Origin of the sequence: Pseudooceanicola nanhaiensis, assembly GCF_020171315.1 — a bacterium.
GTDB classification, from domain to species: Bacteria; Pseudomonadota; Alphaproteobacteria; order Rhodobacterales; family Rhodobacteraceae; genus Pseudooceanicola; species Pseudooceanicola nanhaiensis_A.
The window spans coordinates 69,520-90,595 of record NZ_JAIUZP010000005.1; the positions used below are offsets into that span (position 1 = coordinate 69,520).

Annotated in this window: 23 protein-coding genes; 17 read left to right on the plus strand and 6 right to left on the minus strand. The window is 66.6% G+C overall.

Annotation, left to right across the window (positions count from 1 at the left end; all coding sequences use genetic code 11):
• The first annotated feature begins 55 nt into the window (after window positions 1–55).
• The gene (gene ilvA / locus LCM32_RS08015; protein WP_224820539.1) at window positions 56–1,291 is read left to right on the plus strand and encodes a threonine ammonia-lyase IlvA; all 1,236 of its coding nucleotides are present in this window, start codon (window positions 56–58) and stop codon (window positions 1,289–1,291) included.
• Window positions 1,292–1,318: 27 nt separating this feature from the next.
• On the opposite strand, the gene LCM32_RS08020 is transcribed toward ilvA, so the two are convergent.
• A complete protein-coding gene (locus LCM32_RS08020; RefSeq protein ID WP_224820540.1) occupies window positions 1,319–1,603 on the minus strand; it encodes an Hpt domain-containing protein in 285 nt (94 codons plus the stop codon).
• A gap of 275 nt (window positions 1,604–1,878) precedes the next feature.
• On the opposite strand from LCM32_RS08020, the gene LCM32_RS08025 reads away from it, so the two are divergent.
• On the plus strand, window positions 1,879–3,141 hold the full coding sequence (locus LCM32_RS08025) for a PP2C family protein-serine/threonine phosphatase (RefSeq protein ID WP_318246183.1): 1,263 nt from the start codon (window positions 1,879–1,881) through the stop codon (window positions 3,139–3,141).
• Window positions 3,142–3,422: 281 nt separating this feature from the next.
• On the opposite strand, the gene LCM32_RS08030 is transcribed toward LCM32_RS08025, so the two are convergent.
• On the minus strand, window positions 3,423–3,878 hold the full coding sequence (locus LCM32_RS08030; protein WP_224820541.1) for an NUDIX hydrolase: 456 nt from the start codon (window positions 3,876–3,878) through the stop codon (window positions 3,423–3,425).
• Window positions 3,879–3,995: 117 nt separating this feature from the next.
• On the opposite strand from LCM32_RS08030, the gene LCM32_RS08035 reads away from it, so the two are divergent.
• From LCM32_RS08035 to LCM32_RS08060, 6 genes are all read left to right on the plus strand, one after another.
• Window positions 3,996–5,006, plus strand: coding sequence for an Hsp33 family molecular chaperone HslO (locus tag LCM32_RS08035; RefSeq protein ID WP_224820542.1), 1,011 nt, complete (start codon window positions 3,996–3,998; stop codon window positions 5,004–5,006).
• Window positions 4,999–5,598, plus strand: a complete 600-nt coding sequence (locus LCM32_RS08040) for a CoA pyrophosphatase (RefSeq protein ID WP_224820543.1) — start codon at window positions 4,999–5,001, stop codon at window positions 5,596–5,598. Before LCM32_RS08035 ends, LCM32_RS08040 begins: the two co-directional genes overlap by 8 nt.
• Before the next feature lie 53 nt (window positions 5,599–5,651).
• The gene (locus tag LCM32_RS08045; protein WP_224820922.1) at window positions 5,652–6,785 is read left to right on the plus strand and encodes a CCA tRNA nucleotidyltransferase; all 1,134 of its coding nucleotides are present in this window, start codon (window positions 5,652–5,654) and stop codon (window positions 6,783–6,785) included.
• Between the two features lie 61 nt (window positions 6,786–6,846).
• The gene (locus LCM32_RS08050; RefSeq protein WP_412070670.1) at window positions 6,847–8,697 is read left to right on the plus strand and encodes an ABC transporter ATP-binding protein; all 1,851 of its coding nucleotides are present in this window, start codon (window positions 6,847–6,849) and stop codon (window positions 8,695–8,697) included.
• Window positions 8,698–8,761: 64 nt separating this feature from the next.
• On the plus strand, window positions 8,762–9,997 hold the full coding sequence (locus tag LCM32_RS08055; protein ID WP_224820544.1) for a class I SAM-dependent RNA methyltransferase: 1,236 nt from the start codon (window positions 8,762–8,764) through the stop codon (window positions 9,995–9,997).
• 86 nt (window positions 9,998–10,083) lie between these two features.
• Window positions 10,084–10,581 (plus strand): L,D-transpeptidase family protein, encoded by a 498-nt coding sequence (locus LCM32_RS08060; protein ID WP_224820545.1) that lies wholly within the window; start codon window positions 10,084–10,086, stop codon window positions 10,579–10,581.
• A 207-nt stretch (window positions 10,582–10,788) separates the two neighbouring features.
• On the opposite strand, the gene LCM32_RS08065 is transcribed toward LCM32_RS08060, so the two are convergent.
• Window positions 10,789–11,298, minus strand: coding sequence for a CAP domain-containing protein (locus LCM32_RS08065; RefSeq protein WP_224820546.1), 510 nt, complete (start codon window positions 11,296–11,298; stop codon window positions 10,789–10,791).
• A gap of 177 nt (window positions 11,299–11,475) precedes the next feature.
• On the opposite strand from LCM32_RS08065, the gene LCM32_RS08070 reads away from it, so the two are divergent.
• A complete protein-coding gene (locus LCM32_RS08070; RefSeq protein ID WP_224820547.1) occupies window positions 11,476–12,105 on the plus strand; it encodes a L,D-transpeptidase in 630 nt (209 codons plus the stop codon).
• Window positions 12,106–12,251: 146 nt separating this feature from the next.
• Entirely contained in the window at window positions 12,252–12,434 is a 183-nt protein-coding gene (locus tag LCM32_RS08075) for a hypothetical protein (RefSeq protein ID WP_224820548.1), read from the plus strand.
• A gap of 232 nt (window positions 12,435–12,666) precedes the next feature.
• Here the strand turns inward: LCM32_RS08075 and hemH are convergent, their stop codons facing one another.
• Together hemH and LCM32_RS08085 are read right to left on the minus strand one after the other, a co-directional pair.
• Window positions 12,667–13,716 (minus strand): ferrochelatase, encoded by a 1,050-nt coding sequence (gene hemH, locus LCM32_RS08080; protein WP_224820549.1) that lies wholly within the window; start codon window positions 13,714–13,716, stop codon window positions 12,667–12,669.
• Between the two features lie 81 nt (window positions 13,717–13,797).
• Window positions 13,798–14,622, minus strand: coding sequence for an SAM-dependent methyltransferase (locus LCM32_RS08085; RefSeq protein WP_224820550.1), 825 nt, complete (start codon window positions 14,620–14,622; stop codon window positions 13,798–13,800).
• 26 nt (window positions 14,623–14,648) lie between these two features.
• On the opposite strand from LCM32_RS08085, the gene LCM32_RS08090 reads away from it, so the two are divergent.
• The 3 genes from LCM32_RS08090 to LCM32_RS08100 are packed head-to-tail and all read left to right on the plus strand — an operon-like array spanning window position 14,649 to window position 16,115.
• Window positions 14,649–15,362, plus strand: a complete 714-nt coding sequence (locus tag LCM32_RS08090) for a ComF family protein (RefSeq protein ID WP_224820551.1) — start codon at window positions 14,649–14,651, stop codon at window positions 15,360–15,362.
• 31 nt (window positions 15,363–15,393) lie between these two features.
• Window positions 15,394–15,657 (plus strand): glutaredoxin 3, encoded by a 264-nt coding sequence (grxC, locus tag LCM32_RS08095; protein WP_224820552.1) that lies wholly within the window; start codon window positions 15,394–15,396, stop codon window positions 15,655–15,657.
• Window positions 15,658–15,671: 14 nt separating this feature from the next.
• Window positions 15,672–16,115, plus strand: a complete 444-nt coding sequence (locus tag LCM32_RS08100) for a MarR family winged helix-turn-helix transcriptional regulator (protein WP_222490846.1) — start codon at window positions 15,672–15,674, stop codon at window positions 16,113–16,115.
• A gap of 92 nt (window positions 16,116–16,207) precedes the next feature.
• On the opposite strand, the gene ubiG is transcribed toward LCM32_RS08100, so the two are convergent.
• Window positions 16,208–16,960 (minus strand): bifunctional 2-polyprenyl-6-hydroxyphenol methylase/3-demethylubiquinol 3-O-methyltransferase UbiG, encoded by a 753-nt coding sequence (ubiG, locus tag LCM32_RS08105; protein WP_224820553.1) that lies wholly within the window; start codon window positions 16,958–16,960, stop codon window positions 16,208–16,210.
• A gap of 50 nt (window positions 16,961–17,010) precedes the next feature.
• On the opposite strand from ubiG, the gene pip reads away from it, so the two are divergent.
• The 4 genes from pip (at window position 17,011) to LCM32_RS08125 (ending at window position 21,068) form a co-directional block, all read left to right on the plus strand.
• Window positions 17,011–17,982, plus strand: a complete 972-nt coding sequence (gene pip / locus LCM32_RS08110) for a prolyl aminopeptidase (protein WP_224820554.1) — start codon at window positions 17,011–17,013, stop codon at window positions 17,980–17,982.
• A gap of 232 nt (window positions 17,983–18,214) precedes the next feature.
• A complete protein-coding gene (rimP, locus tag LCM32_RS08115; RefSeq protein ID WP_222490849.1) occupies window positions 18,215–18,799 on the plus strand; it encodes a ribosome maturation factor RimP in 585 nt (194 codons plus the stop codon).
• Window positions 18,800–18,801: 2 nt separating this feature from the next.
• Window positions 18,802–20,430, plus strand: coding sequence for a transcription termination factor NusA (nusA, locus tag LCM32_RS08120; RefSeq protein WP_224820555.1), 1,629 nt, complete (start codon window positions 18,802–18,804; stop codon window positions 20,428–20,430).
• A gap of 26 nt (window positions 20,431–20,456) precedes the next feature.
• On the plus strand, window positions 20,457–21,068 hold the full coding sequence (locus LCM32_RS08125; protein ID WP_224820556.1) for an RNA-binding protein: 612 nt from the start codon (window positions 20,457–20,459) through the stop codon (window positions 21,066–21,068).
• The last annotated feature ends 8 nt before the right edge of the window (window positions 21,069–21,076 follow it).

The window sequence follows — 21,076 nt, forward strand, 5'->3', positions numbered from 1 at the left end:
GCCCCGCGCGGGCGCCGATCTTGCCAAACCTCCCGGCTTGCGCCAGTGAAGAGCCATGGATGACTTTCGACATGCAGCCCGTGAGGCCGCCCACGCCATGCGCGCGGTCTTTCCCGCGACGCCGCTCCAGCGCAACGATCACCTGTCGGCAAAATACGATGCCGACATCTGGCTCAAGCGCGAGGACCTGACCCCGGTGCGCAGCTACAAGCTGCGCGGCGCCTTCAATGCCATGCGCAAGGTTCTGGCGGGCGGCACGCGGCCGGTCTTCGTCTGTGCCAGTGCAGGCAATCACGCGCAGGGCATGGCCTACATGTGCCGTCATTTCGAGGTCCGCGGCATCGTCTTCATGCCGGTGACCACGCCGCAGCAGAAGATCGACAAGACCCGCGTCTTCGGTGGCGAATTCATCGAAATCCGCATGGTCGGAGACTATTTCGACGACACGCTGGCCGAGGCGAAGGCCCATTGCGCCCAGATCGACGGGCACTTCATGGCGCCCTTCGACGATGCCGACGTGATCGAGGGGCAGGCCAGCGTTGCCGCCGAGATCGAGGCCCAGCTGCCCGATCTGGCGGATCGGATCATCCTGCCCGTGGGCGGTGGCGGTCTCTCGGCCGGTATCCGCAGCTACTTTGGTGACCGCCTGGCCCTGACCTTCGTGGAGCCGCTGGGGGGCGCGTCCCTTGCCGCGGCGGTGAAGGCCAATGAGCCGGTGACGCTGAACAAGGTCGACAGTTTCGTGGACGGCGCCGCCGTGGCCCGGATCGGCGCGCTGCCCTTCGAGCGACTCAGGGGCATCCGGATCGAGGACGTGCTGGCCGCGCCCGAGGATCGCGTCTGCACCACGATCCTCGAAATGCTGAACGTCGAGGGTATCGTGCTGGAGCCCGCGGGCGCGCTGGCCGTCGATGCGCTGGCCGATGTGGCCGAGGAGATTCGCGGCAAGCGGGTGATCTGCGTCACCTCCGGCGGCAACTTCGATTTCGAGCGCCTGCCCGAGGTGAAGGAACGCGCCCAGCACTACCGCGGCGTGAAGAAGTACCTGATCCTGCGGCTGCCGCAGCGCCCCGGGGCCCTGCGCGATTTCCTCGACATGCTGGGCCCGCAGGATGACATCGCGCGGTTCGAGTACCTGAAGAAATCGGCGCGCAACTTCGGTTCGGTCCTGATCGGGATCGAGACCAGCGAGGCCGAGAATTTCACCCGGCTCTACGGGCGTCTGGACGCGGCGGGCTTTGCCTATCGCGACATCACCAACGATACGATCCTCGCCGATATCCTGATCTGATCCCTTTGAAGGATCAGGGGGCCGCCCTCACGCGGCGAGCCGCCATTCCCATTCGGCAAGGAAATGATCCCGCGCGGTGCCATAGGCCGCGCGGATCAGGTGCAGGCGCACCTCGCGCGGCCGCCCGGCGGCGGCCATCGTTTCGCCCGACTGGCAGAGCGCCGCGAATTCGGTGAAGCCGAGGTTCAGCGCGGCCCCTTTCAGGAAATGCAGCTGTGCCTCCAGCCCGGGGCCATGCATCAGGGCCTCCAGCGCCTCCTCGACCTCGATGAAGAAGAGGTCCACGACCTCCTGAAAGGCGTCGAGCCCCACATCGTCGCGCAGCTCTGCCGCCTTGGCCCAGTCGATGTCGATCGGCCCGGCCCCGGTGTTGCCCCCTGCGCCGCCTTCGCCGTGTTGCTCCGCTATGCCCTCCGTGCCTCCGCCTGCATTGGCGGGCAGGTGTAGTCCGGAAGGCTTAACAAAATCTGGAATACCCCCGGTTTAGAGACAATTTGAGCCGCCTTGGCGGGTTCACCCGTTCTTAAGCCGCGCGGCCTAGGGCCGGTCTGGCCGGCGTCAGACCGGTCTGGAACATGAGGCAGGCAGTGAGCCTGAACACGCGCGCTGACAATTTGGGCCAGGTGGCCGATCCGCCGGGGCGGGACGTGCTTGTCGTGGATGACAGCCGGTTGCAGCGCCACATCCTTGCGACATCGCTCCGGGGCTGGGGCTATCGCGTGACGGAGGCCTCCGGCGGGGCAGAGGCCCTTGCGATCTGCCGTCATGCGCCGCCCGACCTGATCCTGAGCGACTGGATGATGCCGGGCATGGACGGTCTGGCCTTCTGCCGCGCCTTTCGCGCACTGCCGCTGGAGCGTTACGGTTACTTCATCCTGCTGACCTCTAAGCAGGAAAAGGATCAGGTGGCGCGGGGCCTCGACAGCGGGGCAGATGATTTCCTCACCAAGCCAGTGAACACGGGCGAGCTGCGCGCGCGGATCAGCGCAGGGGAGCGGCTCTTGCGGATGCAGGAGGAGCTGCAGGAGAAGAACCGGCTGATCAAGTCGACGCTGGATGAATTGCAGGTGCTCTATGACTCGCTCGACAGTGATCTGGTCGAGGCGCGCAAGCTGCAGCTCTCGCTGGTGCGCGAGCGGTTCCATGACTTCGGCCCGGCGCAGGTGGCGTTGATGTTGCGGCCCGCCGGGCGGGTTGGCGGGGATCTGGTAGGCTTCTTTCCGGTGGACGGGCAGAAGGTGGGCCTCTTCGCGCTGGATGTTTCGGGGCACGGGATTTCCTCGGCCCTGATGACGGCGCGGCTGGCGGGCTATCTCTCTACAGCGACGCCGGATCAGAACGTGGCGCTTGCACCCCTGCCGGGCGGCGGCTACCGCGCCCGCGCCCCGGACGAGGTGGCAGCGCGGCTCAACCGGCTGATGCTGGAGGAGATGGAAACCGAGCATTATGTGACCCTGTTACTGGGTTTTGCGGATATGACGACCGGCCGGGTGCACATGGTGCAGGCCGGGCATCCGCATCCGCTGGTGCAGCGCCGGTCGGGCCGTGTGGACCGCGTGGGGCAGGGTGGCCTGCCCGTGGGGCTGCTGGCGGAGGCCCGCTACGACAGTTTCGAGGTCCGCCTGCAACCGGGGGACCGGCTGCTGATCCCCTCGGACGGGATCACCGAATGCCCTGATGGGTCTGGTCGCCTGCTGGGGGAGGCCGGGCTGGCGCGGATGCTCAAGGGATTGCGCGGATCGGCCGGGACAGCGGTGCTCGAAAGCCTGCTGTGGATGCTGGGGGAGCACAACGTGCAGCGGGATTTCCCGGACGATGTCTCGGCGGTGCTGCTGGACTACAGCGGCTGATGGAACCGCGCGGGGGCGGCACTGGCCGGAAAATTCGAATTTTCCGGACCGTTTTCTTCGAAGAAAACGGGGCAGGCATCGATGGACGGTGCATCTGCCTTGGGCCACACCGCGTGATGCACGCGGGGAAGAAATCTAAGGAAATTTCTTCCCAAAATTCTTGTTTCAAGAATTTTGGTGCCGGACGGAGAGGGGGCCTGCGTGCCGAGCCGACGGGGAAGCGTCGCCCGCCCACGCAACCGAACAGGCAGGCAGGGTCGCGTCGTCCGAGGGGGTGGCCCTCAGATCTGGCCGAGGACCGAGGCGAGGAGCCCGCGGCTGCCGGGATCGGGCAGCAGAGAGAGCGCCTCTTCGGCCGGCATCCAGACCGCCATATGGCCGTCTTCGGAGGGCGCGTCCAGGCGGCGTACCGGGCGCGCGATGTAGATCGCGCAGACCTTCTCGGCGAAGAGATCGTATTCCGGCATGTAGACGAAGCGGCGGTAGACCCCGGCGCGGCGCGGGGCAGCGATCGACCAGCCGGTCTCCTCGAAGACCTCGCGGTGCAGCGCGTGCAGGGGGCTTTCGCCCGGATCGATCCCGCCGCCGGGAAGCTGGAATTCCGGCTCCGGCTCCATCTGGTGGGTCAGCAGCAGGCTGCCGTCCCGCGGCAGGATAGCATAGGCGCCGGGGCGCAGCTTGTAGGTCCGGTCTGCCCGGGGGGTATCGCCGTAGCGCCGCATCTGGGATCCTCTCATTTTCTTCCTGTCCGGTCTCGCCCCTTGAAACCTGAGCAAATCGGTCATACCTGCGCCGCTTTGTTGCTCCTGCCGCCCCGGCGGGGTAGAGCAGGAACAGGTGCGGAAGGATACCTCATGACCATTGGCAGCAAACTCGCCTGGGACGACACGGTTCTGCCGTTCCAGCTGGACGTTTCCGACATCCGTGGCCGGGTGGCCCGGTTGGACGGGGTGCTGGACGGCATCCTGAAACAGCACGATTACCCGCCGGTTGTCGAGGCGCTGGTTGCGGAAGTCGCCCTGCTGACGGCGCTGATCGGCGAGTCGATCAAGCTGCGCTGGAAATTGCAGCTTCAGGTCCAGTCCGATGGGCCGGTCCGGATGATCGCCACCGATTACTACGCGCCGGCTGAGCCGGGCGAACCGGCGCGGATCCGCGGCTATGCCTCCTTCGATCCGGAGCGGCTGACTGATGGCCGGCCCTTCGATCAGGTCGGCAAGGGCTACTTTGCCATCATGATCGACCAGGGCGAGGGCATGGCCCCCTATCAGGGGATCACCCCGCTGGCCGGCGGTTCGATCGCGGCCTGTGCCGAAGCCTACTTCGCCCAGTCGGAACAGCTTCCGACGCGGTTCTCGCTCATGTTCGGCCAGTCGACCGAGCCGGGTGGCGGTGAACATTGGCGCGGCGGCGGTGTCATGGTGCAGGCGATGCCCAAGGCGTCCCCTTCGGTTTCGGGCGAAGGCGGCTCGGGCGAAGGCGGCCTGCTGCATGCCTCCGATCTGGTGACCGGGGACGAGGAAGAGAACTGGAACCGCGTGAACATGCACCTCAACACGGTTGAGGCGCTGGAACTGGTTGGGCCGCAGGTCTCGCCCTCCGACCTGCTGGTGCGGCTCTTCCACGAGGAGCAGCCGCGCGTCTTCGACGCCCAGCCGGTGCGCTTCGGGTGCAGCTGTTCGGAAGCTAAGGTGCGGCAGTCGCTGTCGATCTACTCGGCCAAGGACATCGAGAAGATGACCACCCCCGAGGGCCGTGTGACCGCGGACTGCCAGTTCTGTGGCGCGCATTACGATCTCGATCCCGCCACCGTGGGCTTCGAGGCCGAGGGCGCCGATACGGAAGAAGGCAACGCAGGTGCCTGACGCCTCTCTCGCCCGACTGCGCGCCGCACTGGGCCGCTCGGGCGCGGAGACGACGGATTTCGACCTGAACCCCGATGTGATCCTGCCGGCGGGCCGCACCTTGCGGCCCGCCGGTGTGCTTGTGGGGATCGAGGACAGCCCCCTCGGCCCGCGCGTCATCCTGACGAAACGCTCCTCCGCGCTGAAGCACCACCCCGGCCAGATCGCCTTTCCGGGGGGCAAGGTGGATAAGGCCGATGCCGATGCCACCGCGGCCGCCCTGCGCGAAGCCCGCGAGGAGATCGCCCTGCCCAGCGAGGCGGTGGAGGTCATCGGGCATCTTCCCTGCCATGAAACGGTAACCGGCTTCGTCATGACACCGGTCGTGGGGCTCGTCACCGCGCCCTTCGTGGAGCGCCCCGAACCGGGCGAAGTGGCCGAGATCTTCCGCGTGCCCCTCGATCACGTCACCGATCCGGCGCGGTTCTCTGTCCAGTGGCGCCGCTGGCGCGGGCAGCGCAGGCTCTATTACACCGTGCCCTACGGGCCCTATTACATCTGGGGCGCCACGGCCCGCATCCTCCATGCGCTCGCGGTGAGGATGTCCGCGTGACACGCGTCACCGGCCCATGGATCACGCGGCAGGAAACGCAGGCCGTGTGCTTGATGCTCACGGCGGCGGGGCATCAGGCCTATTTCGTCGGCGGCTGCGTGCGCAATGCCCTGCTGGGTCAGCCGGTGGATGATATCGACATCTCCACCGATGCCCGACCCGAACGGGTGATGGACCTGGCGGCGCAGGCGGGCCTCAAGGCGGTGCCGACGGGCATTGACCATGGCACGATCACCGTGGTTTCGGGTCACATTCCCCATGAGATCACCACCTTCCGCAAGGACGTGGAGACCGACGGCCGGCGGGCCGTGGTGGCCTTTTCCGACGATCTGCATGACGACGCCCTGCGGCGGGATTTCACGATGAACGCGCTCTATGCCGACGCGCTGGGCGAGGTGACCGATCCGGTCGCGGGGCTGGCGGATCTGACGCGCGGTCACGTCCGCTTCATCGAAGACCCCGACAGGCGTATCCGCGAGGATTACCTGCGCATCCTGCGCTTCTTCCGGTTCTACGCGTGGTATGGCGCGCCCTCGACGGGTGCCGATCCCGATGCGCTGGGCGCGATCGCGGCCAATCTGGACGGGTTGGCGCAGCTCTCGCGTGAGCGGGTCGGCAAGGAGATGCTGAAGCTGCTGGCGGCAAAAGACCCCGGCATGGCGCTGTCCTCGATGCAGATCACCGGCGTGTTGTCCCGGCTGCTGCCCGGCGCGGAGGCCCGGATGATCCCTGTCCTCGTCCATATGGAAGAGGCGACCGGCACCGCGCCGGAGCCCCTGCGCCGTCTGGCGGTGCTGGGCGGTGACGAGGTGGCAGAGCGTCTGCGGTTGTCCCGGAAGGATGCGCAGCGGCTGGAGCAGACCCGTGACGCGGTGCAGGAGATGACCGCCGTGGGGGAGGTTGGCTATCGCTGGGGGGCAGAGATCGCCCGCGACGTGGTGCTGATCCAGGCCGTGTTGAGCGAGCATCCGCTCTCGGCACAGGACCTGGCCGCCGGCGCGCAGGGCGCAGGGGCTGTCTTCCCGCTCAAGGCCGCTGACCTGATGCCAGCCTATGGCGGGCCCGCGCTGGGCCGGATGCTGAAGCAGCTTGAGGCCGCGTGGATTGCCTCGGGCTTTACCCTCGACCGGGCTGCGCTGCTGACCCGCGCGGATGAGGCAGGCCCCGAGGCAGACCCGGAGGGTTGACCCCGCCCGAGACTGCGTCATCCTCTGGCGCGACAAAGGACCTCCCATGCCCCGAACTTCCATGCCCCGTACCCGTCTGCGCCCTGAATCCCTGATCGACACCTTCCGCCCGGCGGAGGGGCCCCCGCCGCAGACGCTCTGGGCCTTCATGCGCTGGGGTCTGTCGGGGGCGTTCCCGGCGCTGATCCTTGCCGCCACCCTGTCCTGTGCTGCGGGCGGGCTGGAGGCGGGGACGGCTTGGATCCTCGGCAAGATCGTGGACGGCGCTTCGACCAGCGGGCCCGAGGCCTTCTTCTCTGCCCAGAACATCGCGTTGATCGGCGGAGCTTTGGCCTTCTTCCTTGTCGCGCGGCCGCTGCTCTTTGGCCTGTCCTCGGCCTCGAACTCGATCATCGTGGCGCCGAACGTGAATACGCTGGTGCTGGCGCGGCTGCACCGCTGGACGCTGGGCCAGTCGGTCGTCTTCTTCGACGACGATTTCGCGGGCCGGATCGCGCAGAAGCAGATGCAGACCTCCCGCGCCATGACCGACGTGGCGGTGGAGATGATCAACGTGGTCGCCTTCGCGCTCGCCTCGCTGGCGGGCGGGGTCGTGCTGATGGCGGGGATCGACGCGCGGCTGGCGCTTGGCTTCCTCGTCTGGCTGGCGGCCTACTTCCTGCTGATCCGCTGGTTCCTGCCGCGCATCCGGCAGCGGGCGATGAAACGCGCGGCGGCCCGGGCCATGGTCTCGGGGCAGGTGGTGGACACGATCACCAACATCAAGACGGTCAAGCTCTTCGCCCATGCGGCGCATGAGGAGGGCGCGGCGATCGGTGCCATGCGCGGCTTCCGCGAGAGGGCGCTGGATTTCGGCTATCTCTCGGCCCTGTTCCGGGTCTGCCTGATGACGCTGGCAGGCGTGTTGCCGGTGTTCCTCGTCGGCGCGACGCTTTGGCTCTGGTCCGTCGGATCGGCGACCACGGGGGATATCGTGGCGGCGGGCTCCGTCGCGATCCGGATCGCCCAGATGACCGGCTGGGTCAGTTTCGCGCTGATGGGCATCTATGCCAGCGTGGGCGAGGTCGAGGACGGAATGAACACCTTGGCGCGCTCCGTCCGGCTGGAGGATGAGCCGAATGCCAAGCGGTTGCAGGTGAGCGAAGGCCGCGTGACGCTGGACGACGTGAACTTTGCCTATGGCCGTCAGAAGGGCGGGGTGCGGGGCATTTCGCTCGATATCGCGCCGGGCGAGAAGGTGGGCATCGTCGGCGCCTCCGGGGCCGGGAAATCCACCCTCGTGGCGCTGCTTTTACGTCTCTATGACCCAGAACAGGGTCGAATCTTGATCGACGGTCAGGACATCCGCGAGGTGACGCAGGACAGCCTGCGGCAGGCCATCGGCATGGTCACGCAGGAGACCGCCATGTTCAACCGCTCCGCGCGTGAGAACATCCTCTACGGCCGTCCTGACGCCAGCGATGACGATTTGGTCGCCGCCGCGCAGAAGGCCGAGGCCGATGGGTTCATCCGCGATCTGGTGGATCACACCGGCCGCGAGGGCTACGAGGCGCGGCTTGGCGAACGGGGCGTGAAACTGTCGGGCGGGCAGCGGCAGCGGATCGCGCTGGCGCGGGCGATCCTGAAGGACGCGCCGATCCTGATCCTCGACGAGGCGACCTCGGCGCTCGACAGCGAAGTGGAGGCGGCGATCCAGTCCGCGCTCGAACGGGTGATGGAGGGCAAGACCGTGCTGGCCATCGCGCACCGGCTCTCCACCATTGCGGACATGGACCGGATCTGTGTCCTCGATGCGGGCGAAATCGCGGAGATCGGCACCCATGACGAGTTGCTGGAGAAGAACGGCCTCTATGCCCGCTACTGGGCGCGGCAGTCCGGTGGCTTCCTCGGGGATCTTGATGCGGCGGAATAGCCCCCGCAAATAGCCCCCGCGAATAGACCCTTTGCGGCACGGCGCGCTTGCGTTATGGGGCCGCATGGACCCCGTGATCATCGACCGGCTGGGCCACCAGGGCGACGGGATCGCCCCCGGGCCCCTCTTTGCCCCGCTCACCCTGCCCGGTGAAGCGGTTACCGGAACCGTGTCCGGCGACCGTCTGACCGACGTGCGCATCGTGACGCCCTCGCCCGACCGGGTGGCGGCCCCCTGCCGCCACTACCGGTCCTGCGGCGGCTGTTCGCTTCAGCATGCCAGCGATGCCTTCGTGGCGAACTGGAAGGTCGAGGTGGTGCGCCGCGCCCTGCTGGCGCAGCATATCGAGGCGGAGTTCCTGCCGATCGAGACCTCGCCCGCCGCCTCGCGTCGCCGGGCCGCGCTGTCTGTTCGCCGCACCAAGAAGGGCGCGTTGGCCGGGTTCCATGCCCGCGCCTCCGACGTGATCGCCGATGTGCCGGACTGCCAGCTGCTGGACCCGCGCCTGATGCCCGCCCTGAAGGTGGCCGAGGAGCTTGCCATCGCGGGGGGCTCCCGCAAGGGGGAACTCAGCGTGCTGGCCACGATCAGCGAAACCGGGCTCGACCTGGCCGTGACCGGGGGCAAGCCCCTGAGCGGGGCCGAGGAAGGCCGGCTGCGCATCGACCTTGCCCGGATCGCCGAAGAGCGCGGCCTGTCGCGCCTTGCCTGGGATGACGAGGTCGTGGCCCTGCGCCTGCCGCCGACCCAGCGGTTCGACGGCATCGCCGTTGTGCCGCCGCCGGGGGCTTTCCTTCAGGCCACGCCGCAGGGTGAGGCCGCGCTGCTGGCCGCCGTGAAGGGCATTGTCGGCAAGGCGGGCCGCGTGGTGGACCTCTTCGCCGGCTGCGGCACCTTCGGCCTGCCGCTGGCCCGCGGGGCCGAGGTGCATGGTGTCGAGGGAGCCGCGCCCATGACCCGCGCGATGGATCACGGCTGGCGCCATGGGACGGGGCTGAAGAAGGTGACGGGCGAGACCCGCGACCTGTTCCGCAACCCGCTGATCGCAGATGATCTGAAACGCTTCGACGCTGCCGTCATCGACCCGCCACGCGCCGGTGCCGAGGCGCAGGTGGCCGAACTGGCCGCCGCGCGCGTGCCGGTGATCGCCCATGTCTCCTGCAACCCCGTCACCTTCGCCCGCGAGGCGCGCGAACTGCTGGCAGTGGGTTACGAGATGGGGCCGGTGCAGGTGGTGGACCAGTTCCGCTGGTCGCCCCATGTGGAGCTTGTCGCGGGATTTTCGCTCAACTCCGCGTGAGCGGCCTCGTGACCCTATGCTGCACTGCGCAGATCCTGTAGAAGATTGGCCAATACCGACAAGAATGCGGATAATTGGGCAGTGATATGCGGCGTTTCTGGATCGTCCTGATGCTCCTTGCCGGGGTGACCCTGGCAGGGTGTTCTTCCTCCAAGTTCAAGACGTACCGCGGGCCGGAAGTGACCCGCATCTACGTCTTCAAGGACCAGCGGACCATGTACCTCATGCATAACAATGAGGTGCTGAAGACCTATGGAATCGAGCTCGGCTTCAACCCGATCGGGCACAAGCAGTTCGAGGGCGACGGGAAAACGCCCGAGGGGCGGTATTTCATCGACCGCCGCAACCCGAACAGCAATTTCCACCTCTCCGTTGGGATCTCCTACCCCAATCCCTATGACCGTGCGTTCGCTCATGATCAGGGCAAGAGCCCGGGCGGCGACATCTTCATCCACGGCCGCCCCGGCGACGTGGGCAAGGCAGAGCGCGACTGGACCGCGGGCTGTATCTCGGTCACCGACAAGGAGATCGAGGACATCTACGCGATGGTCCGGGACGGGACGGAGATCTTGATCTATCCGTAAGCACCCACGCGTCGGAACGGCGGGGTGAGCAGGGGGCCGATAGGCCCCCTTTTGCGTCTCTGATGTTAGTCTTAGGGACTGATCCGCGCGTCCGGACTGCCACCGTTCTGGCCGCGACCTAACGCCGCCTGTTGCCGTGGCGCGCGGCACGAAAAAGCCCCGCACGCGGTTGCGTCCGGGGCCTTGTCCTTGGGGCGAGCTGTGGGCTCAGGAGCCCATGATCAGCGTCCACCAGATCTTGCCGTTGGGCTCCTGGTACCAGGCGAAGCCGATGTTCGACGCGTTGGGATCGAGGATCACGTCGCGGATGCCGTCTTCGTCCATCCAGGCCGAAAGCGTCTCCAGCTCGGTCTCGTAGGTTTCGGAGATGGCTTCGCCCAGCATGGTGCCGGTGTAGCCCACGCGGCGCACCCGGTCGATCGGCGAGGAGCCGTCGGAGCCGAAGTGCCAAGGACGGTTCTGGCGCGACATGTCCTGGCTGTGGGTGGCGGCGGCGGCGTTCAGCTGCGCGTTGAGCTGCACCGGCGCAGCGCCGGAGGCCTGCCGCAGCGAGTTCACGCCGTCCAGCATCGAATATTCGACCTTCGATTCCATCGCGGGCGTGATGCGGTACATGCGCGGCAGCGGCTTGCCGTCGGCACCCATCTGGCGCGGCGCCGGCGGCGCGGCGCAGGCGGAGAGGGCGATCAGGACCGGAAGGATGAGGGCGATACGCATGAACTTCTGCCTTTTTGAGACGTTGACCCCGCATCTAGCGCGGACCGCGTGTCTAATCAAACTCACATGCCCGAGAGATCGGCAAATGACGGTGGTTTGAATTGCGACTGGTGTTTCTGCGCCATAAACTGCCCGCAAAACGCGGTTTCCGTGACCGTTCCCATCCGGAGTGTCCCCATGTCCGATACCAAACTGCCCCTGCCCGGGGCGCAATTGGGGCGTCGTGCCCTGCTTTCCGGGGCGGCCGCCCTGCTGGCCACGCCCGCCCTCGTGGGCCGCGCCCGGGCGCAGGCCAGCCCCTTCGAGAACACCACCGAGGTGGAGCGTGACGTGACCGAGTCGGTCCGCCGCAACATCTCGTCCTTCCGCTCGCTGGAGTGGCAGCCCTACTTCTCGAACACGAACAAGGGCGCGATCCTTGTCGACGTGACCTCGCGGGCGCTGCACTTCTGGTCCGAGGACCAGTCGATCTACAAGCTCTACCCGACCTCCGTGCCGCTGACCGAGGACCTGACCCGGCGCGGCCGCACCTCGGTGACCCAGAAGGTCGAGGGCCCGTCCTGGCGTCCGACCCCCTCCATGTTGGAGCGTAACCCGGAATGGCCGCCGTTCATCGGCCCCGGCCCGGACAATCCGCTGGGCACCCATGCGCTCTACCTGAGCTGGACCTACTACCGCATCCACGGGACCCACGACACGCGCAAGATCGGGCGGCGGTCCTCGAACGGCTGCATCGGCCTCTACAACGAGCATATCGCCGAGCTCTTCTCGCTCACCACGGTGGGAACCCAAGTGTTGCTTATTTGACGACATCGACGCCATCAGGAGTCAGCATTGGTTAAGTTGGGTTTGCAATCGCCTGATTTTACTGCTTAGAACGAGTCACGAGGTAAGTCTTGGGTGCCTGATGTCATGTATCCATTTGGACGTCAGGCAAATATCTGGAGGATACTATGAAGAAACTCGTTCTCGCTGCTGCTCTCGCTGGCGCCGCTTCGACCGCAACCGCTGGCTCGCTCGCCGAGCCGGTGATCGAAGCTCCGGTCATCGTTGAAGAAACCACCTCCTCGTCGGCCGGCATCCTGGTGCCGCTGCTGATCCTGGCTGTGATCGCTGCAGCTGTTGCCGCCGACTAATTCGGCCGTAACGACTGAAGAATGAAAAAGGCGGTGGAGCTTTCCACCGCCTTTTTTCTATGTCTTTTGACAGGTTTTCGGGCCAATTCGGGTCAACTCTGGAGGGGAGCCGCGAGGCGGCGATCCGGCCGGGCCCAAGCCGTTCCTCCCGGCATCGGAGGGCGGAGGGGGGCTGTCGGCCCCCCGTCGCGTGCCGCGACTCCCCCCGAGGATATTTCCGAACAGTGGATGGTCAGGAAAGCCAGCCGGCGAGGTTGCGGGTGATCTGCCCGCAGAGCGCGTCGATGTGGGCCGCGTCGTCGTTCAGGCAGGGGATGTAGGTGAAATCCTCGCCTCCCGCGTGTTCGAAGCTCTCGCGAATCTCCTCGTTGATTTCCTCGAGAGTCTCGATGCAATCCGCCGAAAAAGCAGGCGCGATGACCGCGATGCGTTTTTTTCCGGCTTCTGCCTGACGGGCGACTTCCTCGACCGTATAGGGCTTGAGCCATTCCTCCGGGCCGAATTTCGACTGGAAGGTCGTCATGATCCGGTCGTCCGCCCAGCCGAGTTGCTCCTTCAGCAGGCGCGTCGTTTTCTGGCACTGGCAGTGGTAGGGATCGCCCTCGTGCAGGTAGCGTTCCGGCAGGCCGTGGTAGGAGCAGACCAGCAGGTCCGGCGCCGTCTCCTTGGCCGCATAGGCGCGGGTCACCGACTGGGCGAGCGCGTCGATATAGGCGGGATCGTCGAAGTAGGGCGGCAGGGTGCGGGTGGCGGGCTGCCACTTCTCCTCCATCAGGGCGCGGAAGAACTGGTCGTTTGCCGTGGCGGTCGTGGCGCCGGCGTATTGCGGGTAGAGCGGGCAGAAGAGGATGCGGTCGCAGCCGGCCTTCACCATCGCGCGCACCTTGGACCGGGTCGAGGGGTTGCCGTAGCGCATGCAGTAATCGACCATCACCTGATCGCCGTATTGCGCCTGCATCTTGGCGGCGACGGCGGCGGTCTGGGCCTTGGTGATCGTGGCCAGCGGGCTTTCACCCGCATCGTGGTTCCAGATGCTCTCGTAGGCCTTGCCGGAGGCGAAGGGGCGTTTGGTCAGCACGATGGCCTGAAGGATCGGCTGCCACTTCCACTTCGGGTAGTCGATGACCCGCTGGTCCGAGAGGAACTCGTTCAGGTAGCGCCGCATCGGCCAGTAGGAGGTGCCGTCCGGCGTGCCGAGGTTGGCCAGCAGGATGCCGACCTTGCGGGAGGGCAGTTTCGGGTGGCTGTCGGGGGCATGTGCCGGGCGTGCGCTGGTGTCCATCTCTCGGTTCCTTTTCGTCTGCGCGGAGATAGGGGACTCGGCGCCGGGGTCAATGGCGGGGCCGGAGGGCGCGACGCATGGTCACTCCTTCAGCGGCATCTCGAAGGTGTTGAGCGCATCGGCCAGCCGGGTGGAGGCGGAGCCGGGGCGCAGCGGTTTCGGCTGGCTCTCGTCCGGGGCCCAGCCGAGGAGGAAGAGGATCTCGAAGGTCGCGGTGATGCGGCCATCGGGGCCGGCGAAATGTTCGGCATAGATCTCGGCGGCCCGGGTGAAGACCGCGCGGCGGGTGGGCCGGCGGAGGCGCGCGTCGAGCGCGTTGCCCTCGCCCATGGCGCGCAGGTCGCGCATCAGGTGCAGGGGCGTTTCGTAGCTGGCCGTGAGGGTCAGGCTGTCGGCCACCGGCAGAGCAAAGCCCGCCCGTTGCAGCAGGGCGCCGAGGTCGCGGATTTCCCCCATCGGGGCGACCCGGGGCGAGAGGCCGCCGGTCACCTCGGCCTCGGCCTGGGCGAGGGTGGCGCGCAGTTCGGCCAGCGTCTGGCCGCCGAAGAGGCAGCTCATGAAGAGGCCGTCCGGCCTCAGCGCGCGCCGCGACTGGATCAGCTGGCCGACGGGATCGGCGGCCCAGTGCAGCGCCATCGCGTGGATCACGAGGTCATGGGCGCCCGGCTCCAGCGCCAGCACCTCCTCGGGCGCGGCCAGCGTGGCACCGGGGGCCACCGCCTCCCAGAGCGCGGGGAAGGGCGTCACGAGCGCCGGCGACGTAAACGATCTCTTAACCAGCAGGAGGCGATCCTGCATGTCTTCCGCCGCGGCGCGGTGCAGGAACAGGGCCTCGTCCCGGGCGCGGGCACGGTTGCGGGCAAGGGCCGTGGTGTCGGTGAGACGGGGCGTCGGGGCGGCTGTCATGGCGCGACCATAGGGGGGCGAGGGGGATGTTTCAAACGGCATTGCGGCTGATCTATCCCCCGCGGTGCCTGAACTGCGGCGGGCTGGTGGAGAGCGATGGCGGGCTCTGCGGCCCCTGCTGGCGCGAGATGCCGCTGATCGGCGGCACGGTCTGCGATCTCTGCGGTACGCCGCTGCCCGGCGAGGGCGAGGGGCTGCAATGCGATGCCTGCCTGCGGGTGGAGCGGCCCTGGGACCGGGGCAGGGCGGCGCTGGTCTATGACGGCGTGGCGCGGAAGCTGGTGCTGGGGCTCAAACACGGGGATCGGGCGGATCTGGTCGCCCCGGCGGCGGGGTGGATGGCCCTCGGTCTGCGGGGCCTCGTGCCGGAGGGGACGCTGGTGGCGCCGGTGCCGTTGCACCGCTGGCGGCTGGCGAAACGGCGCTACAACCAGTCCGCGCTGCTGGCCCGGGCCTTGGCGCGGGAGCTGGGGCTGACCTGTGTGCCGGACCTGCTGGTGCGGCGCCTGCGCACGCCCTCGCTCGATGGTCTCGGGGCCGAGGCGCGCTTTGCCACGCTGGAGGCGGCGATCACGGCGCACCCGAAGCGTGCCGCGCAGATCAAGAGCCGGGTGATCCTCCTGGTGGATGACGTGATGACCTCCGGGGCGACGCTTTCGGCGGCAACCCGGGCCTGCCGCGACGCGGGAGCGGCCGGCGTGATCGTGGGGGTACTGGCGCGGGTCGCGAAAGATGCATAAGTTACATGCATCCGAAATTCCGGGGGTCCCCATGCAACCTGTCGATATCTATTCCTCGCCCTACTGCGGTTTCTGCCACGCGGCCAAGCGCCTGCTGGTCCAGAAGGGCGTGGAGTTCAACGAGATCGACGTGATCGCCGCGCCCGAGAAACGGGCCGAGATGCTTCAGCGGGCCCATGGCCGTCATACCGTGCCGCAGATCTTCGTGGGTGAGACTCACGTGGGCGGCTGCGACGACCTCTACGCGCTGGAGAATGCCGGCAAGCTCGATCCGCTTCTGGCCGCCGACGGCTGATCGCCGGGCGGACCATGAACGACACGACCCACAACCTCGCGGTCACGCTCTTCAGCGAGATCCTGACCTCCGACCAATTGGTGCGGAACCGCCTGTCGCGCGTGCTGCCCAAGGGCATGGAGATCTCGCATTTCTCGGTGTTGAACCACCTCGCCCGCGCGGGCGGCGAGCGCAGCCCGGCGCAGCTGGCGCGTGCTTTCCATGTCACGCGCGGCGCCATGACCAATACGCTGAGCAAGCTGGAATGGGCAGGCTACATCCACGTTCGCCCCGATTGGGACGATGCCCGCCGCAAGATGGTGGCGATCTCGCCCGCGGGCCGTCAGGCAAGGGACGCCGCCCTTTCGGCGATCACTCCCATGGTCCGCGAAGTGGTGGGCGAAATCGGCGAAGACCGTGTCCGCGCCGCCCTGCCGATCCTGCGCGAGTTGCGCCTGAAGCTCGAAGAAGACCGCTAGGTCCCCCTCATCCACTGTTCCCAAATATCTTCGGGGGGAGTCGCGTCAGCGACGGGGGGCAGACAGCCCCCCTCCACGCCCGCCGCAGGCGCTTACGCCATCGCAGGCCGCAGCGCCGCGGTCACGTAGTTCACACTCAGGTCCCGGTCCGAGATCCGCCACTGCCAGCTCACCGGGTTGAAGACGTAGCCCTTGCGGTCCACCGGCTCCATGCCCGCGCGTCGGATCAGGTCGTAGAGCTCGTCCGGGGTGATGAACTTGTCCCAGTCGTGGGTGCCCTTGGGCAGCCAGCGCATCACCCATTCCGCGCCCACGATCGCCATGGCGAAACTCTTGGGGTTGCGGTTGATCGTCGAGCAGAGGTGCAGCCCGCCGGGCTTCAAAAGGTCGTGACAGGCACTCAGGTAGGCCAGCGGATCGGCAACATGCTCGACCACTTCCATGTTCAGCACCACGTCGAACTGCTCGCCGGCCTCGGCCATGGCCTCGGCGGTGGTGTGGCGATAGTCGATCTCCAGCCCGGATTGCTCGGCATGGACCTGCGCCACGGGGATGTTGCGTTCCGCTGCATCGGCACCCACCACCTCGGCCCCAAGGCGCGCCATCGGCTCGCAGAGCAGCCCGCCGCCACAGCCGATGTCGAGCAGGCGCAGCCCCTCGAAGGGCCGTTCGCTGCGCAGGTCGCGGTCGAATTCCGCGGCGATCTGCTGGGTGACATAGTCCAGACGGACGGGGTTCATCATGTGCAGCGGCTTGAACTTGCCGTGGGGATCCCACCATTCGGCGGCCATGGCCTCGAACTTGGCGACTTCGGCGGGGTCGATCGTGGTCTGAGCGGTTTGCATTCCGGTGGTCCTGAGGTCATTGTGGGCTGCGGCTTACATATAGGGCAGCGATGGACAAATTCTCCGGCCAAAAGAGCGCAGCGCAGTATCTCTACCCTCCGATCGACCCGTTTGACCAGCGGATGCTCGCGGTGGGGGATGGCCATACGATCTATGTCGAGCAATCCGGCAAGCCGGACGGAATTCCCGTCGTGGTGCTGCACGGTGGCCCGGGCGGCGGATGCAGCCCGGCCATGCGGCGGTATTTCGACCCCTCGGTCTATCGTGTTGTGCTCTTCGATCAGCGCGGCTGTGGCCGCTCGCGGCCCCATGCGGCCATCGAGGGCAACACGACCTGGGATCTCGTGGCCGATATCGAGCAGATCCGCACCACGCTGGACATCGACCGCTGGATCGTCTTCGGCGGCAGCTGGGGCGCCACGCTGGCGCTGGTCTATGGCCAGAGCCACCCCGACGCGGTGACCCACCTCGTGCTGCGCGGGGTCTTCCTCGGCACCCAGTCCGAGCTGGACTGGTTCTATGGCGGCGGGGCCGCGCAGTTCTGGCCCGAGGTATGGCGCCGGTTCACCGACCTGATCCCCGAGGACGAGCGTGGCGACATGATCGCGGCCTACCACCGGCGGCTCTTCTCGGGCGTCGCGGCGGAGGAAATGCGCTTTGCCAAGACATGGTCGCAGTGGGAAAACGCACTCGCCTCGATCTCGTCGCAGGGGTTGGGCGGCGAGCCGCCGGGCACCTATGCCCGCGCCTTCGCCCGGCTGGAGAACCATTATTTCACCAACCGCTGCTTCCTCGACGAGGAAACCGCGATCCTGAACCGGATGGACCGGATCAGGGATATTCCCGGCTGGATCGTGCAGGGGCGCTACGACATGATCTGCCCGCCGCGCATGGCCTGGGAGTTGTCGGCGAAATGGCCGTCCTCGGAGCTGCGGATGGTGGGCGACGCCGGGCACGCGCTGTCCGAGCCGGGGATCTCGGCCGAGCTGGTGCGGATCATGAACCGGATCGCCCTGGGATGAGTCCCGGGGGCTGTCTGCCCCCGGACCCCCGAGGATATTTCCGAGCGAAAGATGCGAGGGGGCGTGACACGCATATTCCCCTTGTGATTCGAGGAAACCGCGCGTATATCAGCGCCAACAGCGGCGTGTCGGTGTCCTCGGGTACCACGCTCCACCGGATGCATCGACGGGCCGCGCGCCCGTTTTTTTATGCCCTGACGGTCCCTTCCGTCCGGGCGGATGCAGGACAGAGATGACAGACCTGATTGCAAAAGCCGCCATCGACCGCCGTCTGGCCGAGATCGTGAGCCCGGTCATCGAGGACATGGGCTTCGAACTCGTGCGCATTCGGCTCATGGGCGGTCAGACCAAGACGCTGCAGATCATGGCCGAACGGCCCGACGGCGGCATCGAAGTGGATGAATGCGCCGAGATCTCCAACGCGGTGAGCGCCGTGCTGGACGTCGAGGACCCGATCATCGAGGCCTACACGCTGGAGGTTTCCAGCCCCGGCATCGACCGGCCGCTGACCCGGCTGAAGGATTTCGACACCTTCGAAGGCTACGAGGCCAAGCTGGAGACCGCCGAACTGGTGGGCGGCCGCAAGCGCTTCAAGGGCGTTCTGGCCGGGGTCGAGGACAATGACGTGCTGATCAACATCGAGGACCAGGGTGAGGAAGTCACCGTGGGCCTGCAGTTCGAGTGGCTGGCGGATGCCAAGCTCGTGCTGACCGACGAGCTGATCAAGGAAATGCTGAAAGCCCGCAAGGACGCAGGCGATCTGGACGAAACCAAGTTTGACGAGATCGAAACGGACAACACGTCCGAGGAGGATTGAGAATGGCGATTACCTCTGCCAACCAGCTGGAACTGCTCCAGACCGCCGAAGCCGTTGCCCGCGAGAAGATGATCGACCCGGGTCTCGTGGTCGAGGCGATGGAGGAATCCCTCGCACGCGCGGCCAAGAGCCGTTACGGCGCCGAGATGGACATCCGCGTCAAGATCGACCGGAAGACCGGCCGCGCGACCTTCACCCGCGTCCGCACCGTCGTGGAAGACGAGGCGCTGGAGAACTACCAGGCCGAGCTGACCGTCAAGCAGGCGAAGCAGTATATGGCCGACCCGCAGATCGGCGATGAGATCGTCGACGAGGTGCCCCCGGTCGAGATGGGCCGGATCGCCGCGCAATCGGCCAAGCAGGTCATCCTGCAGAAGGTCCGCGAAGCCGAGCGTGACCGCCAGTACGAAGAATTCAAGGACCGCAACGGCACCATCATCAACGGCGTCGTCAAGCGCGAGGAATACGGCAACGTCATCGTCGACGTGGGCCGTGGCGAAGCCATCCTGCGCCGCAACGAGAAGATCGGCCGCGAGAGCTATCGCCCGAACGACCGTATCCGCTGCTACGTGAAGGATGTGCGCCGCGAAGCCCGAGGCCCGCAGATCTTCCTCAGCCGCACCGCGCCGGAATTCATGGCCGAGCTGTTCAAGATGGAAGTGCCCGAGATCTATGACGGCATCATCGAGATCAAGGCCGTGGCCCGCGATCCCGGTTCGCGCGCCAAGATCGCCGTCATCTCCTATGACAACTCGATCGACCCGGTCGGCGCCTGTGTCGGTATGCGCGGTTCGCGCGTGCAGGCCGTGGTGAACGAGCTTCAGGGCGAGAAGATCGACATCATCCCGTGGAACGAGGACCAGCCCACCTTCCTGGTGAACGCGCTGCAGCCCGCAGAAGTGTCGAAGGTGGTTCTGGACGAAGATGCCGAGCGTATCGAGGTCGTGGTGCCGGACGAGCAGCTGTCGCTCGCCATCGGCCGCCGCGGTCAGAACGTGCGTCTGGCCTCGCAGCTGACCGGTCTCGACATCGACATCATGACCGAGGCCGAGGAATCCGAGCGTCGCCAGAAAGAATTCGAAGAGCGCACCAAGCTCTTCATGGACACGCTGGACCTCGACGAGTTCTTTGCCCAGCTGCTGGTTTCGGAAGGCTTCACCAACCTCGAAGAGGTGGCCTATGTCGAGCTGGACGAACTGCTGGTCATCGACGGTGTGGACGACGGCACGGCCGAAGAGCTTCAGGCCCGTGCCCGCGACTACCTGGAAGCACAGGCCAAGGCCGCCCTGGACCACGCCAAGGAACTGGGTGCCGAGGACAGCCTCATTGACTTCGAGGGTCTGACACCCCAAATGGTGGAAGCACTGGCGGAAGACGGCGTGAAGACGCTGGAAGACTTCGCCACCTGCGCCGACTGGGAACTGGCCGGCGGCTGGACCACGGTCGACGGACAGCGCGTCAAGGACGACGGCATCCTCGAAAAGTTCGACATGTCGCTCGATGAAGCACAGCAACTGGTGATGACCGCCCGTGTCCTGCTGGGCTGGGTCGACCCCGCCGATCTTGAAGCGGACGCAGAGGACGAGGATGCCGAGCTCGAAGACGAGATCGACGCCGAGGACGAGCAGTAAGGCATCCCGGAACAGGAAGGCCTGACATGAGCCGAGGTGGCGCAGAGAAAGACCGCTCCGGGGGACCGGAGCGGAAATGCATCGCAACTGGCGAGACTCAGCCCAAGTACGGGTTGATCCGCTTCGTTGTGGGGCCTGATTCGCAGCTTGTACCGGATGTTCTGGAGAAGCTGCCGGGCCGTGGACTATGGGTGTCGGCCGACCGGGCCGCGCTCGATACGGCGGTGAAGAAGAAACTCTTTGCCCGCGCTGCCCGCCAGCCGGTGACCGTGCCCGATGGGCTGACCGACCTGGTGGAGAGCATCCTGGTTCGCCACGTGGTGGAACTCATTGCTCTGGCGCGGAAATCCGGTGACGCGGTTGCCGGCTACGAGAGGGTCAAGGACTGGCTGGCCAAGGAAGAGGCCCGCGTCCTGATCCAGGCCTCGGACGGTTCCGGCCGGGGCAAGTCAAAATTGAGCACCCCCTACGAGGGGCGCTATATCGGTTGGCTGACGGCGGATGAGCTGGGGTTGGCCTTCGGACGCGAAACTGTCATACACGCCGCCCTAGGCGCTGGTGGTTTGGCGAAACGTGTTGTAGAGGAAGCGGCGAGGCTGAAAGGCCTGCGCGCTGACGAGGGCGGCCGATCCGCCTGAGAGGATGA

Bases quoted from the DNA above. Each gene is read 5' to 3' on its own strand.
- LCM32_RS08070 (WP_224820547.1), top strand. From the start codon at position 11,476: ATGTCCGATACCAAACTGCCCCTGCCCGGGGCGCAATTGGGGCGTCGT.
- nusA (WP_224820555.1), top strand. From the start codon at position 18,802: ATGGCGATTACCTCTGCCAACCAGCTGGAACTGCTCCAGACCGCCGAA.
- ilvA (WP_224820539.1), top strand. From the start codon at position 56: ATGGATGACTTTCGACATGCAGCCCGTGAGGCCGCCCACGCCATGCGC.
- LCM32_RS08045 (WP_224820922.1), top strand. From the start codon at position 5,652: ATGCTCACGGCGGCGGGGCATCAGGCCTATTTCGTCGGCGGCTGCGTG.
- ubiG (WP_224820553.1), bottom strand. From the start codon at position 16,960: ATGCAAACCGCTCAGACCACGATCGACCCCGCCGAAGTCGCCAAGTTC.
- grxC (WP_224820552.1), top strand. From the start codon at position 15,394: ATGCAACCTGTCGATATCTATTCCTCGCCCTACTGCGGTTTCTGCCAC.
- LCM32_RS08060 (WP_224820545.1), top strand. From the start codon at position 10,084: ATGCGGCGTTTCTGGATCGTCCTGATGCTCCTTGCCGGGGTGACCCTG.
- LCM32_RS08085 (WP_224820550.1), bottom strand. From the start codon at position 14,622: ATGACAGCCGCCCCGACGCCCCGTCTCACCGACACCACGGCCCTTGCC.
- LCM32_RS08125 (WP_224820556.1), top strand. From the start codon at position 20,457: ATGAGCCGAGGTGGCGCAGAGAAAGACCGCTCCGGGGGACCGGAGCGG.
- LCM32_RS08100 (WP_222490846.1), top strand. From the start codon at position 15,672: ATGAACGACACGACCCACAACCTCGCGGTCACGCTCTTCAGCGAGATC.
- hemH (WP_224820549.1), bottom strand. From the start codon at position 13,716: ATGGACACCAGCGCACGCCCGGCACATGCCCCCGACAGCCACCCGAAA.
- LCM32_RS08055 (WP_224820544.1), top strand. From the start codon at position 8,762: ATGGACCCCGTGATCATCGACCGGCTGGGCCACCAGGGCGACGGGATC.
- LCM32_RS08030 (WP_224820541.1), bottom strand. From the start codon at position 3,878: ATGAGAGGATCCCAGATGCGGCGCTACGGCGATACCCCCCGGGCAGAC.
- LCM32_RS08075 (WP_224820548.1), top strand. From the start codon at position 12,252: ATGAAGAAACTCGTTCTCGCTGCTGCTCTCGCTGGCGCCGCTTCGACC.
- LCM32_RS08065 (WP_224820546.1), bottom strand. From the start codon at position 11,298: ATGCGTATCGCCCTCATCCTTCCGGTCCTGATCGCCCTCTCCGCCTGC.
- LCM32_RS08050 (WP_412070670.1), top strand. From the start codon at position 6,847: ATGCCCCGTACCCGTCTGCGCCCTGAATCCCTGATCGACACCTTCCGC.
- pip (WP_224820554.1), top strand. From the start codon at position 17,011: ATGGACAAATTCTCCGGCCAAAAGAGCGCAGCGCAGTATCTCTACCCT.
- LCM32_RS08035 (WP_224820542.1), top strand. From the start codon at position 3,996: ATGACCATTGGCAGCAAACTCGCCTGGGACGACACGGTTCTGCCGTTC.
- rimP (WP_222490849.1), top strand. From the start codon at position 18,215: ATGACAGACCTGATTGCAAAAGCCGCCATCGACCGCCGTCTGGCCGAG.
- LCM32_RS08090 (WP_224820551.1), top strand. From the start codon at position 14,649: ATGTTTCAAACGGCATTGCGGCTGATCTATCCCCCGCGGTGCCTGAAC.